We start from the raw sequence: 13,986 nt of genomic DNA, 5'->3' as shown, positions 1-13,986 counted from the left end.
ATGCCAGCATAGAGAAGCCCTGCACCATCGGGCTGCAACGCATGAGTTAGGAGTTGTATGGAATTGCAGATTCGCAAATTGTCGAAGACCTACGCGAATGGCGTGGTGGCGCTGGATAACGTGTCGCTGACGATACCGCCCGGGATGTTTGGCTTGCTGGGCCCGAATGGCGCCGGCAAGTCGACCCTGATGCGCACCCTGGCCACCTTGCAGGAGTGCGATTCCGGCTCCATCTTCTTCGGCGACTACGACGTGCTCGACGACAAGGACGAGATCCGCCGCATGCTGGGCTACCTGCCGCAAGACTTCGGCCTGTACCCGAAAGTGACGGCCTACGAGCTGCTCGACCACTTTGCCACCTTGAAAGGCCTGTCGCAGCGGGCGCGCCGGCGCGAAGTCGTCGACGGCCTGCTGCAGCAAACCAATCTGTTCGACGTGCGCCACCAGCGCCTGGGCAGCTTTTCCGGCGGCATGCGCCAGCGCTTCGGCATCGCGCAAGCCTTGCTGGGCGACCCGAAACTGATCATCGTCGACGAACCGACGGCCGGCCTGGACCCGCAGGAACGCGTGCGCTTCCACAACCTGCTGTCCGACATCGGCGAAGACAAGACGGTGATCCTGTCGACCCACATCGTGTCCGACGTGGCCGACCTGTGCGCCAACATGGCCATCATCAACAAGGGCCATCTGCTGCTGTGCGGCAAGACCCAGGAACTGATCGACGAAGTCAGCTGCAAGATCTGGGCGCGCTTTGTCGAGAAGAAGGAGCTGGCCAGCTTCCAGCAGCGCCACGCCGTCATTTCCACGCGCCTGCTGTCGGGCCGCACCCTGATCCACGTCTACAGCGACACGGACCCGGGCGACGGCTTCGAGGAAGCCATCGGCGACCTGGAAGACCTGTATTTCGCCACCATTGCCGGGCGCCACCGCGTCGCCCCGCAGTGCGACTGAGGGGGCGGCCATGTTTGCCATCGCCCGCTTTGAAGCGCGACAGCGGCTCAAGCTGCTGTCCACCTGGGTGTATTTCGTCATGTTCCTGGCGCTGGCCATGCTGTGGATGGCCGCCGCCGGCGGCGTCTTCAAGGAAGCGAGCATCAGTTTCGGCGGCAAGTTCCTGATCAACGCGCCCCGCTCGCTGGCGTTTACGTGCAGCCTGCTGGGCTGCTTCGGCGCCGTCGTGGTGGCCGCCATGATGGGCCGCTCGGTGCAGCAGGATTTCGAATACGGCATGCAGCATTTCTTCTTCAGTGCGCCGATCCGGAAATACCAGTATGTTTTCGGCCGCTTCCTGGGCGCCTGGCTGGTGCTGGCGGTGGTGTTTTCCAGCATCGTGCTGGGCGCCTGGCTGGGGGCCTGGCTGCCCGGCATCGACCCGGAACGGCTGGGGCCGCAGCGCGCGCTGGCCTACCTGATGCCGTATGTGTTCACCCTGCTGCCCAATCTGTTCATCTTCGGCGCCATCTTCTTCGTCATCGCGGCCCTGACGCGGCGCATGCTGCCCGTCTACATCAGCTCCGTGGTAATGCTGATCGGCTACCTGGTGGCCCCGTCGCTGGCGCGCGACCTCGACTACAAGACCCTGGCCGCCCTGATCGACCCCTTCGGCACCACGGCGCTGATACGCCTGACGGAGTACTGGCCGAATGCGGAGCGCAACACCCGCCTGGTGAGCCTGGAAGGCGTATACCTGCTGAACCGCGCCATCTGGTCCGGTTTCGCCCTGGTGGCCTTGCTGCTCGGTTACTGGCGCTTCCAGTTCCACGCCACGACGGATGCGGGCGCCAGCAAGCGCCGCAGCGAAGGCGACGTGCCGCTGCGCCTGTCGAACGCCTCGCTCTCCACGCAGGAAGCGCCCGACTTCGCGCAGCGCAGCCTGGCCGCCCTGCTCCTCAAGATGAGCTGGCTGAACCTGCGCGAAACCATCAAGAACATCTATTTTGTCGTCATCGTGCTGGCCGGCGTGCTGACCATGTATGGCGGCGCGCTCGACATGGGCTCCATCTACGGCACGAATACCTATCCGGTCACGGAAAAGGTGCTGGAAATGGTCAGCGCCTCGTTCGCCCTGTTCATGCTGATCATTACCACTTTCTATGCGGGCGAACTGGTGTGGCGCGAACGCGAGGCGGGCACGCACCTGATGCTCGACGCCCTGCCCGTGCCGAACTGGCTGCCCCTGCTGTCGAAGCTGTTTGCGCTGATCGGCCTGCAAGCACTGCTGAGCCTGGTCATCATGCTGTGCGGCATGTCGATCCAGGTCTTCAAGGGCTATTACCGCCTCGACCCTGGCCTGTACCTGGAATCGCTGTTCCTGTCGCACCTGCCGTCCTACGCGCTGATCGCCGTGCTGGCCATCTTCCTTCAGGTGGTGATCAATCACAAATACCTGGCGTATTTCGCCATGATTCTGTACCACATCGCCAGCATCAGCTTTTCCTCGCTGGGCCTGGGCGACCCGCTGCTGCTGTATGGCAACACGCCGGACTTCGTGTATTCGGCCATGAACGGCGCCGGCCACTACCTGCTGCGCGAGCGCTGGTACTTGCTGTACTGGAGCGGCGCGGCCGTCATGCTGACCGTGCTGTCGCTGCTGTTCTGGCCCCGCGGCGCGCAGGACAGCTGGCGCATCCGCCTGCGCCTGGCGCGCCACGGACTGACGCAAGGCGTGCTGGCCAGCTTTGCCGGCGGCGCCGTGGTCTTCGTGGGCGCGGGCGCCGTGCTGTTCTACGTCTTCCACGTGGCCAACGATTACAAGTCCGAATTCGCCCGCGATGCGGACCGCGCCAGTGCCGAGCGCCAGTACCGCAAGTTTGCCGCCACGCCGCAGCCGAGAATCACCGACGTGAAACTCGACGTGGCCATCTATCCGGCGCAGCGCACCCTGGCCGTCACGGGCCGCTATGTGCTGCAAAACAAAACCAGCGCACCGATCAGCCACATTTTTGTGCAACAAGATCCCACCGCCACCATGCGGCTGCGCTTCGACGCGCGCGTGCATCCGGGCCTCGATGACGGCAAGCTGGGCTTTTACAGCTACCGCCTGGCCGCGCCGCTGGCGCCGGGCGCCAGCCTGGGCCTCGATTTCGACATTTCCTACGCCCCCCGCGGCATCTTCGGCCTGGGCCAGGACACGCCCGTGGTGGCCAACGGCACCTTCTTCACGAATGCCGTGCTGCCGCACATCGGTTACCAGCCGCAGCTGGAACTGACGGACCCGCGCGACCGCAAGAAGCATGGCTTGCCTGCGCGCGAACGGGCCTTGCCACGCGACGATGCGCGGGGGCTGGCCGACAATTACGTCAGCAACGACGCCGACCGCATCAACTTCGATGCCACCGTCAGCACCGTTGACGGCCAGACGGCCATCGCGCCGGGCATGCTGGACAACGACTGGATCGCCAAGGGCCGCCATTACTTCCATTACACGATGGAACAGCCGATCCTGAACTTCTATTCGTTCCAGTCGGCCCGCTACGCCGTCAAGCACGAGCGCTGGCAAGACGTGTCCATCGACGTGTATTACCAGCCTGGCCATGAATACAATCTCGAACGCTTCGTGCGCGGCAGCAAGGAAGCGCTCGAGTACTACACGAAAAACTTCGGCCCCTACCAGCACAAGGTGCTGCGCATCGTCGAGTTCCCCCGCTACGCCACGTATGCGCAGTCGTTCCCGAACACCATTCCGTATTCGGAAGGCCTGGGCTTCATCGCCAAGGTGGACGACAAGAATCCGAAGGACCTCGACTATCCGTTCTACATCACGGCGCACGAAGTGGCGCACCAGTGGTGGGCGCACCAATTGGTCGGTGGCAACACGCGGGGTGCCACCGTGCTCAGCGAAACCCTGGCCGAGTACTCGGCCCTGATGGTGATGAAGAAAACCGCGGGACCGGCCAAGATGCGCCGCTTCCTGCGCTATGACCTGAATCAATACCTGATGGGGCGCAGCGAAGAGCGCAAGAAGGAACTGCCGCTGGCCGACAATGAAAACCAGCCCTACATCCACTACCACAAGGGCAGCCTGGCCATGTACTTGCTGCAAGACATGATCGGCGAAGACAAGGTCAACGGCGTGCTGCGCGACTTGCTCAAGACCTATGGCCAGAAAGGCCCGCCGTATGCCAGCGTGACGGCCCTGATTGCCGGCCTGCGCCAGGTCACGCCGCCCGAGCAGGCTTACCTGATCGACGATTTGTTCGAGAAAATCGTGCTGTTCGATAACCGCGCCCTGTCGGCCACGGCCGTCAAGCGCAGCGATGGCAAGTATGCCGTCACCCTCAAGGTGCAGGCGAGCAAGTTGACGGCCGGCGAACAGGGCGAGGAGCACGACGCGCCCTTGCACGACTGGATAGAAATCGGCGTCGACGACGCGAACGGCCATCCGCTGCAGCGCGAACGCCTGCGCATGACGGCGCGCGAAGCGAGCTATACCGTCATCGTCGGCAGCCGGCCCGGCAAGGCGGGCATCGATCCCGACAACAAGCTGATCGACCGCAAGCCCGAAGACAATATGGTCACCGTCGACCTCGAAGAACCGTAACGCAAAATGGCCGCCCAGCGCATTGTTGGACGGCCATTTTTCGATGTCACACGGGGATCAGGCCGCGGTGCTGCGCGTCACCAGGCTCAGGCTGATGCCCATTTCCGTCAGGTGCTGCATGTCGGCCAGGCTCAGGTCGAGCGGCGCATCGACGGTGTCGTCGCCATTCAATTCCAGTTGCAGCTCGGCCACGATGCGCGGCATGGTGAAGGTGACGCCGCGCGAGCGGCATTCGGCCAAATAGCTGCGTATGCGCGATGGCAATACTTGCGATTTGGATGCCTGCGCGATCAGCACGTCGAAGCCGGAATCGAGATGCACGCGGCCCGCGCCCTTCGCCTCGCCCTTGCGCCATTGCCGCTCCGGATCGGTGGGCAAGACTTCGAGGATGGATTTGAGCGTGGGGTCGTCCCCATGCACCGACAGCTTCGCCATATTCATATTGCAAGACTTTCTAGTCAGGACGCCGCCAGGAAGACAGCGCGATCATCAGACCGACAAGTCTACGCATGGAAGGCAAATATGTCCACACGGCAATATTTGGTATCAAGCCCTAATTTGTGCCATATCAACAACAGGCGGAACAAGCTTGTTCCGCCTGCAAGCTGTCATTACAGTGCCACGCCACGCGCCTGCAGGGCGGCCCGCACGCCGGCACCATACGCGGCATCGGCCTGGTCGAAGTGGCCCAGCTGGCGCTGCAAGGTTTCCGGCCGCACCTGGCTCAACGGTCCAGCCAGGTTGTCGAACAGGTTCTGCTTTGCCTGGACGGACATCAGACGGAACAGATTGCCTGCCTGCGTGTAGTCGTCTTCCGCGCCGCGGCCATCGTAGCGCGCCGCGCCGCCCGCCAGCGCCAGCGCCCCTTCGCCATGGCCCAGCCCTTGCGGCTGCGTGCCTGCCGCCGCCACGTTCGCATAGTTTTGTGCCACGCCGCCATTGTGGATGGCCATGCTGCCGTCGCGCTGCTGGTTATGGAAGGGGCAGCGGGCCGCGTTCACGGGCAAGTGCTGGTGGTTCGTGCCGACGCGGTACAACTGGGCATCGTGGTAGGCGAACAGCCGGCCTTGCAGCATCTTGTCCGGCGAGTACCCCATGCCGGGCACGGCGTTGGCGGGCGAAAAGGCCGCCTGCTCGACTTCCGCGTGGTAATTGTCCGGGTTGCGGTTCAGCTCGAAAATACCCACGGGCAGCAGCGGGAAGTCCCCGTGCGGCCACACTTTCGTCAGGTCGAACGGGTTCCAGCCCGTGCGCTGCTCCCATGCATCGAGCTGCTCCTGCGTCGCCACCTGCAGCTTGACTTCCCACTGGGGAAAATCGCCGCGCTCGATGGCGCCGAACAGGTCGCGCTGGGCGTAGTCGGGGTCCGCGCCGGCCAGGCGGCCCGCTTCCGCCGCGGACAGGTTCCTGATGCCCTGGCGCGTCTTGAAGTGCCATTTCACATACACGCGCTGGCCGTCCGCGTTGATCAGGCTATACGTGTGGCTGCCGAAGCCATCCATGTGGCGGTAGCCGTCCGGCGTGCCGCGGTCCGAGAACAGCATGGTGACCTGGTGCAGGCTTTCCGGCGCATGGCTCCAGAAGTCGAACATCATTTCCGCCGATTTCAGATTGCTGTGCGGATCACGTTTTTGCGTGTGGACAAAATCGGGGAACTTGATCGGGTCCTTGATGAAGAACATGGGCGTGTTGTTGCCGACCAAATCCCAGTTGCCCTCTTCCGTGTAGAAGCGCACGGCAAAGCCGCGCGGGTCGCGTTCCGTATCGGCGCTGCCGCGTTCGCCACCGACAGTGGAAAAGCGGGCAAAGGTGGCCGTCTGCTTGCCCACTTCACTGAACAGCTTGGCCTTGGTGTAGCGCGAAATGTCGTGCGTGACGGTAAAGGTGCCGTAAGCGCCCGAACCCTTTGCATGCACCACGCGCTCGGGAATGCGCTCGCGGTTGAAATGCTGGAGCTTTTCGATCAGGTGGAAGTCTTGCAGCAGCAGGGGGCCGCGGGGACCGGCGCTGATGGAATTCTGGTTGTCGGCGACGGGGATGCCCGACGCGGTACTGAATGGCGGCTGTTGGCTCATGGCTGCTTTTCCTTCGTTGTTGACTGATGCAAACAGTGTAACGAGTGCAACAACAAAGGAAAAGCTAATTGATTTTATCGGATCGATAGATATTTACAATGCACAGCCATGAGCGTCGCACACGCCGCCCAGCTGCGCCTGCAGCTTCGCCGGCTGGCCCAGGAAGCCGCCGATATCGATCACGGACAGCTTGCCGCTGCCATCGTCGAGCACGAAGGTGGGAAAGCCCTGGCCGCCCACGCGCGCCAGCAAGGCGCGGCTGGCATCGATGTGCCGTTGCGTGGCGGCGCCCGCCTGCCGCGCATACGCGGCCTCGAATGCGGCGCCGTCCATGCCCAGTTCTTGCGCCAGCGCCAGCAGCACGGGCAGGTCGGCAATGCGCAAGCCATCCACGTAATGGGCGCGCTGCACGCGCTGCAGCATGTCCAGGCCCTTGCCGGCCAGCACTTCCGCCGCCAGGATGGCCGTGATCGGCGGTTCCGAATCCATCATGGCCGTGGTGTCGTTGAGCAAGCCGCTGACATAGGCGTCGCCGAAGGGTTGGCCGGACAATTGCTCGATGCGCCGGTCATGCGGCAGCACATAGCCGCGCCAGGCGGGCGTGACCTGGCGGCGATTGCTGCCCGTCATCATGCCGCCGCCGTGGAAGGCCACCGTCAGTCCGGGCACGGCGCGCGCCGCCTCGACCAGCGGCGCGGCGCCGTAGCACCAGCCGCACAGGGGATCGAAAATGTAATGCAGTGTAGGGTACGCCATGCTGGCTCCTTGATGCTTGAATGCGTTTCAGTCCAGGCGGCGCGGCCCGTGCAGGCGCCGCGCCGCGGTTTTTGCTACGGTTTTACCACTTCATCTCGCCCTTGGCCACTTTCGCGCTCGTTTCCAGCGCGCCATCGAGGCCCAGGTTCGGGTAGTGCTGCTTCATGGCCTCGATCAGGGCGGCGGAATTGGCCGCCTTCGCCGCTTCCCCTTCAAACGTCACCAGGTAGTCGCGGGTAAAGCCGATGCTGTCGGGCGTCATGCTGGAACCCACCTTGAAGTGGCCGGGCACGACGGTGACAGGCTTCAGGGCGGCGATGCCGTCCAGCGTCTTGAGCCAGTCCTGGCGCGATTGCAGGCTTTGCGTATCGGCCGTCCACACGTGCAAGTTACCAAACAGCAGCACGCCACCGACGACGGCCTTGATCGACGGAATCCACACATAGGTGCGCGATGGCGTCGGGCCGGCGATGTCCAGCGACTGGCCTTCCAGGCTGATGCGCTTGCCCTTCAACGCGTCGGGAATGACGATGCCGTGCGGCGCATTGTCTTTCAGGATGGGGCCCCAGTAGGCCACCTTGGCGTCGGCCTTGCGGCGGATCTCGGCCACGGTTTCCGGCGTGGCGACGATTTTTGCCTGCGGGAACGCTGCCTTGATCACGTCGAGGCCAAAGTAAAAATCGGGATCGCTGTGGCTGATGTAGACCGTCGTCAGCTTCTTGCCGCTGGCGCGGATCTTCTCCACCAGTTTTTGCGCTTCGGCGCGCGAGAATTGCGCATCGATCAGCACGGCGTCATGCTTGCCCGCGACCAGCACGGAAGCGACGGGGAAGATGGCCGCTTCACCCGGGTTGAAGACTTCCAGGGTCAGGGGAGCGCTGGCGGCGGCCGAGGCTGCGCCGGCGGCAAACACGGTGGAAACAAGAATGCTGGCAATGGATTTGGAGAACATGATGTGTCTTCACAAGATGATTGGGATGCATGCATCTTACGTTGCTTAATCCGGCAGAAAAACCCGATAAACCGCAATAGTTTGTTGCTTAATTCGATTCAATCATCGAAGCAAGCGGCAACTGCCGCGCCACTTCGCGCAGCCATTGCGCCGCCAGCGCGCCATCCCACACGAGCAGCACCTGCTCGCTGCAATCGACGCTGCCGGCCAGTTCGAGCTGCAGCAGACCGTGCGCGCGCACGGCGAAGTCGGGCAGGTAGGCCAGTGCCCGTCCCGATTGCACATAGCCGAGCAGCAACTGCGCATCGTCGCTCCAGTAGCGGATGCTCCGCCCGGCCACGCCACGCCAGCCATCGGCATGGCGGCCCCGCTCTTCGCCGCACAGCAGCGAATGCGCGGGACTGGCAAACGCATGCGGCAAGACGTCCTGCATGCGGCAAGGCACGGATGCGGACGCTGCCGGCACGCCGCGCGCCAGCGCATGCACACGCCCGGCCGCCAGCAGCATGCGCATGCTGCCCAGCGCCGTGCATTGCCAGGAGGCCGGCCAGTCGGCACCGCGCTGGGCGACGGCTTCCTGCGTCACCAGCGCCGCGTGGCAGTCGCCGCGCGCCAGGGCCGCCAGCGCCGCATCCTCGAAAGCGGGTTGCAGGTGCGCGCTGGCCTGCGGATACGCATCGAGCGCCGCCGCCAGCGCGTCCGCGTGGCGCCACAGCAGCAGGGCCGGACCGGCGACGCGGCAGGCGATGGCGCCCCGCTCGCCCATCACGTCCAGGCGCGCCTATTCGGCCAGCGCCAGCAGGGTGCGCGCGCGCGCCAGCAGCAGGCGGCCGCTGTCGTTGAGCAGCAATTGCTTGCCGCTGCGGTCGAACAGGGGCGCGCCCATGTCGTCCTCCAGGCGGCGCAAGGCTTTCGAGACGGCCGATGGCGTCAGGTGCAATTCCAGCGCCGCCGCGCCCAGGGTGGGCTGGCGCGCGGCGCTGCAGAACACGCGCAGGTCGGCAAGACTCAGGGGCATGATGGTTTCCCAATGGGACACATAATATGAAAAATGGTTGCTGTACCGGCCATGATACCGCCGCTATCATCGTGGCATCGTCACCCTGCCATTTTCCCCATGCTGCGTTTCCTTGCCCTCTTCCTCATCACCTCCAGCCTCGCCCACGCCACGCCACCGACCTGGGGCGTGCACGGCATGGTGCTGTTTGGCGGCAAGCAGGGGCTCTATGCTTCGCACCTGCCCATGTTCCATGCCCCGCACGACTACCAGGTGGTACTGCAGCTGCGGCTGGCCGACCCCGCCCTCGATGCGCGGCTGCGCCGGCAGCTCGACGGCAGGACGGCCCTGTGGACCCTGGCGCCGGAACGCTTCGAGCTGGCGCGCTTGCTGCCCGCCGCGCCACGGCCGCTGCGCCAGTTCCGGGCGGCGGTGGTGCGCGGGCATTTCGAGAAGGATGGCAAAGCCGAGCCCGGCTACGGCGCGGCCGCCGTCGTCGTCGAGCGCGTGCTGCTGATGCGCCAGCTGTCGCCCGCGCCCGCCGTGAATGCCAGCGCGCGCTACCTGCAGGTGGGCGACGGCACGCAGCGCTTCCTCGTCAAGCGCATCGACAGGCGGCCCGATTTCGAGCATATCGTGGCCTGGACCAGCCCTGGCGGGGCGCCGCACGCGGACATCGTGGTGGCCAGGTCGGGCGTGCGGGAAACCCCGGCCGGCGCCCTGCGCACGCAGCTGGGACAAGCGGCCCGCCTGCGCGGTACGGTGTATTTTTCTACCGAGGACGTACGCTAAAGCAGCACACCGGCGATAGCGTGGCGCCGTTGCAAAACGTGTCACACCGTCATGAGGGTGTCACATTGGATTGCTATCTTGCTAGCTCTTTCAAACCTAGCCGGATGAACCACATGACACGCAGAAAAATTTCCGTCGCTGGCTGCAGCGTCGCCATCACCCTGATGCTGGCCGCCTGCGGCAGCGACGCCAAAAAAGACGACGTGGCGCCAGATACGCCACCGAAAAACGTCATCTTCTTCCTCGGCGATGGCATGGGCCTGACCACCATGACGGCCGCGCGCATCTATTCGGTGGGCGAAGACGGTTCGCTGACCATGGACACCCTGCCGGAAACGGCCTTCGTCAAGACCTTCTCGAACGATGCGCAAGTGACGGACAGCGCGCCATCGATGGCTGCCTACATGACCGGCGTCAAGATGAACAATGAAGTCATCTCGATGTCCGCCAACACGGTCGCCATCGATCCGGGCACGGATGCGAACGGCAACAAGCTGGTCAACAACTGCGGCACCAGCAACGGCACGCCTGCCACCACCCTGCTGGAACTGGCCAAGGCCAAGGGCTTTGCCGCCGGCGTCGTCAGCACGGCGCGCGTGACGCACGCCACGCCGGCCGCGACGTACTCGCACATCTGCCACCGCGACCTGGAAAACGATATCGCCGCAGCCCTGGTGCCTAGCGGCGCGGGCTACAACTACGCGCTGGGCGCTTCCGGCCTGGAAGTGGTCCTCGGCGGCGGCGCGCAATTCTTCAAGCCGTTCAAGGATGGCGGCAAGCGTTCCGACGGCCGCGACCTGGTCGCCGAACTGAAAGCGAAGAACTACACCATCGCCAACAATGCCACCGACTTCAAGGCCGTCGATGCGGCCAAGACGGACCGTTTGTTCGGCGTGTTCACGTCCAGCCACATGAGCTACGACCTGGACCGCGATGCAGCGAAAGAGCCTAGCCTGGCGGAAATGACCACCAAGGCCATGGACGTGCTGGCCAAGAACAAGAAGGGGTATTTCCTGATGGTCGAAGGCGGCCGCATCGACCATGCGCTGCATGAAACCACCGCCAAGAAAGCGCTGCAAGACACCGTCGCGTTCGACAACGCCATCAAGGCCGCCATCGAAAAAGCCAAGGTCAGCGACCCTACCCTGGCCAATACCCTGATCGTCGTCACGGCCGACCATGACCACACCCTGGTGCTGAACGGCTACGCCAAGCGCACGGGCAAGACGGCTGCCGGCAACCCTGGCGTCCTGGGCGTGGTGAAGAACTACGTGACCGGCGCGATCGAGAAAGACCTGGACGGCGCACCGTATTCGATCATCGGCTTCGGCAATGGCGAAAACCGCACGCAATCGAGCCGCGCCGCCATGGCCAGCCTCGATGAAACCGTCACCAGCGCCAACACCTACCACCAGGAAGCGGTGATCCGCACCACGGCCGGCAATGAAACCCACGGCGGCACGGACGTCTTCCTGGGCGCCATCGGCAAGGGTTCGGAAACCTTCCTGGGCACCATCGACAACACCAAAGTATTCGGCCTGGTCAAGACCGCCGGCGGTCTGTAATCCCCAAGAGACAAGAATTGGACAAGCACATGAAAAGCGCATTGAAACCCGCCGCACTGAAATCGGCCCTGAAACTCTCCTTGCTGACCACGCTCGTGGCCGCCAGCGTCGCCAGCGCCTACGCCGCCGACGCCAAGAACGTCATCTTCTTCCTCGGCGACGGCATGGGTCCGTCCGTCGTGACGGCCGCGCGCATCTACCAGTACAAGGAAGACGGCAGCCTGACGATGGACACGCTGGAACGCACGGCGCGCATCAAGACGTTCTCGAACGACGCGCAAACGACGGACAGCGCGCCATCGATGGCCGCCTACATGACCGGCGTCAAGATGAACAATGAAGTCATCTCGATGGCGCAGGACACCATCGCCAAGGAACCGAGCCGCGACGCCAACGGCAACCTGGGCGTGGACAACTGCCCGGCCGGCGGCAAGACCGTGCCGACCATCCTGGAACTGGCGAAAGCCAAGGGCAAGGCCGTGGGCGCCATCACCACCACGGAACTGACGCACGCCACGCCGGCGACGACCTTCTCGCACATCTGCAACCGCAATGCGCAATACGCGATTGCCGCGCAGACGGTGCCGGGCGGCGCAGGCTACAACGCCGCCCTGGGCGACGGCGTCGATGTGCTGATGGGCGGCGGCCGCAACCACTTCACGCCTTGGTCGGCCAGCAACAAGTATGGCCGCGTCGATGGCCGCAACCTCTTGAGCGAATTCGCCGCCAAGGGCTACACCGTGGCCGCGACGAAAGCGGAAATGGCGGCAGCGCAGAGCGGCAAGAAATTCATCGGCCTGTACAGCACCCGCAGCCACCTGGAATATGAGCTGGACCGCACCGCCACGCCGCCGCTGGGCGAAGGCGCGACCCAGCCTAGCCTGTCGGAAATGACGCTGAAAGCCATGGACTTGCTGTCGAAAAACAGCAACGGCTACTTCCTGATGGTCGAAGGCGGCCGCATCGACCACGCCTTGCACGGCATCAACGCCAAGCGCGCGCTGACGGACACCATCGCCTTCGACGACGCCATCAAGGCAGCCATCGCCAAGGTCAAGGAAACCGATCCGACGCTGGCCAACACCCTGATCGTCGTCACGGCCGACCATGACCACACCCTGGCATTCAACGGCTACGGCAAGCGCGGCAACCCTATCCTCGACATCAACCGCGGCTACAAGGATAACCAGCCAAGCAAGGATGCCGATGGCAATACCTACACCACCCTGGTGTTCGGCAACGGCCCGAACCGCCCTGATCTGCGCAGCAATGTCGACAGCGCCACGGCCCTGAAAGACAACTACCTGCAAGAAACAGGCGTGCGCCTGGCCAGCGAAACCCACGGCGGCGGCGACGTCAAGCTGCTGGCCACCGGTGCCGGCGCCAAGGCCTTCAAGGGCACGCTGGACAACACCAAGGTGTTTGACTTGCTGAAGGCGGCCTTCGGCTTCTGATCTGCATCAACACGGTAACCCCACCGGGGCGGATGGCGTATGCCCTCCGCCCCCTTTGCACGTAAAGGCAACACCATGAAACCGACCCTGATCGCCGTCCTCCTGGCCGCCGGATTTGCCGCCAGCGCCCAGGCCGCGCCCGCCGCCCCTGCCGACCTGGACCTGGGCATCACCTATTACAGCCGCGTGCTGACGCCGGAAGGCGTGACGCGCGAAAGCCGCTACGAAGAGAAAATGCTGCGCCGCCCCGGCCACGTGTGGGTCGAGCGCGTACTGGCGCCGGCCACCGACGCGCATGCCGGCCACAGCCATGGCGAGAACAGGAAAGTGGCGCTGAAAACGTCGACCACGGCCACGCAGCATGAGCACAAGCACTTCAATCCAGTGCTGATTCCCCGCCACGTGATGCTGGAAAAGAACACGGTGCGCGTGGAATACATCGATGCGCACGACAAGATCGTCGTCTCCATCCCGAAAGCCGAGTACGAGAACGTCAATTTCGACGGCTCCTGGGAAAACAGCTTTTATCTGCTGGACCCGAAACTGGTGGCCGCCATGCCGCTGTCGAAACAGGCATCGAACGTGACGGGCGCGCGCTGGCGCGAAGTGGAAAAAAATGGCGTGTTCCAGCGCATCCTGTGGGATGAGCAAAAGCAGATTCCCCTGATCATCGAAAGCGGCGACCGCGCGAACACGTTCTACCGCCGGGTCGACGTCAAGCTGCAGCCAGGCGTGAGCAAGGCCCAGCCGTGGGCAAACCTGCAGAACTACGCGCAGCGCGAATACTCGGACTACCTGGACTGAGCGCAAGGCGCCACGCCGCGCTTGACCGCACTTTGCCCGCTCGCTAGTATC

The 13,986-nt window shown here is 64.0% G+C and carries 12 protein-coding genes; 6 read left to right on the top strand and 6 right to left on the bottom strand.

The window, feature by feature from the left end:
• Nucleotides 1-57 precede the first annotated feature (57 nt).
• Together GCN74_RS08080 and GCN74_RS08075 are read left to right on the top strand one after the other, a co-directional pair.
• On the top strand, nt 58-951 hold the full coding sequence (locus GCN74_RS08080; RefSeq protein ID WP_152256184.1) for an ABC transporter ATP-binding protein: 894 nt from the start codon (nt 58-60) through the stop codon (nt 949-951).
• Between the two features lie 10 nt (nt 952-961).
• The gene (locus GCN74_RS08075) at nt 962-4,540 is read left to right on the top strand and encodes an ABC transporter permease/M1 family aminopeptidase (protein ID WP_152256183.1); all 3,579 of its coding nucleotides are present in this window, start codon (nt 962-964) and stop codon (nt 4,538-4,540) included.
• 57 nt (nt 4,541-4,597) lie between these two features.
• Here the strand turns inward: GCN74_RS08075 and GCN74_RS08070 are convergent, their stop codons facing one another.
• From GCN74_RS08070 to GCN74_RS29235, 6 genes are all read right to left on the bottom strand, one after another.
• A complete protein-coding gene (locus GCN74_RS08070; RefSeq protein ID WP_152256182.1) occupies nt 4,598-4,981 on the bottom strand; it encodes a hypothetical protein in 384 nt (127 codons plus the stop codon).
• Between the two features lie 170 nt (nt 4,982-5,151).
• The gene (locus tag GCN74_RS08065; protein WP_152256181.1) at nt 5,152-6,615 is read right to left on the bottom strand and encodes a catalase; all 1,464 of its coding nucleotides are present in this window, start codon (nt 6,613-6,615) and stop codon (nt 5,152-5,154) included.
• 93 nt (nt 6,616-6,708) lie between these two features.
• A complete protein-coding gene (locus GCN74_RS08060) occupies nt 6,709-7,371 on the bottom strand; it encodes a DsbA family protein (RefSeq protein ID WP_152256180.1) in 663 nt (220 codons plus the stop codon).
• A gap of 82 nt (nt 7,372-7,453) precedes the next feature.
• Nucleotides 7,454-8,323, bottom strand: a complete 870-nt coding sequence (locus GCN74_RS08055; RefSeq protein ID WP_193317007.1) for an MBL fold metallo-hydrolase — start codon at nt 8,321-8,323, stop codon at nt 7,454-7,456.
• An 88-nt stretch (nt 8,324-8,411) separates the two neighbouring features.
• A complete protein-coding gene (locus GCN74_RS08050) occupies nt 8,412-9,089 on the bottom strand; it encodes a LysR substrate-binding domain-containing protein (protein WP_226938938.1) in 678 nt (225 codons plus the stop codon).
• Nucleotides 9,090-9,104: 15 nt separating this feature from the next.
• On the bottom strand, nt 9,105-9,341 hold the full coding sequence (locus GCN74_RS29235) for a helix-turn-helix domain-containing protein (protein ID WP_226938933.1): 237 nt from the start codon (nt 9,339-9,341) through the stop codon (nt 9,105-9,107).
• Nucleotides 9,342-9,440: 99 nt separating this feature from the next.
• On the opposite strand from GCN74_RS29235, the gene GCN74_RS08045 reads away from it, so the two are divergent.
• The 4 genes from GCN74_RS08045 to GCN74_RS08030 all read left to right on the top strand — a co-directional run bounded on the left by GCN74_RS08045 (nt 9,441) and on the right by GCN74_RS08030 (nt 13,935).
• On the top strand, nt 9,441-10,112 hold the full coding sequence (locus tag GCN74_RS08045) for a hypothetical protein (protein ID WP_152256179.1): 672 nt from the start codon (nt 9,441-9,443) through the stop codon (nt 10,110-10,112).
• A gap of 164 nt (nt 10,113-10,276) precedes the next feature.
• Complete coding sequence (locus GCN74_RS08040; protein WP_226938937.1) at nt 10,277-11,677, top strand: alkaline phosphatase; 1,401 nt, start codon at nt 10,277-10,279, stop codon at nt 11,675-11,677.
• A 68-nt stretch (nt 11,678-11,745) separates the two neighbouring features.
• Nucleotides 11,746-13,131 carry an alkaline phosphatase gene (locus GCN74_RS08035; RefSeq protein ID WP_413541532.1) on the top strand — a complete coding sequence of 462 codons (1,386 nt, stop codon included), beginning with the start codon at nt 11,746-11,748 and terminating at the stop codon, nt 13,129-13,131.
• A 75-nt stretch (nt 13,132-13,206) separates the two neighbouring features.
• Nucleotides 13,207-13,935, top strand: a complete 729-nt coding sequence (locus GCN74_RS08030; protein ID WP_152256176.1) for a hypothetical protein — start codon at nt 13,207-13,209, stop codon at nt 13,933-13,935.
• The last annotated feature ends 51 nt before the right edge of the window (nt 13,936-13,986 follow it).

Source organism: Janthinobacterium sp. FT14W, from assembly GCF_009208755.1.
Taxonomy (GTDB): domain Bacteria; phylum Pseudomonadota; class Gammaproteobacteria; order Burkholderiales; family Burkholderiaceae_D; genus Janthinobacterium; species Janthinobacterium violaceinigrum.
This window is presented reverse-complemented; position numbering and strand designations above follow the sequence as displayed.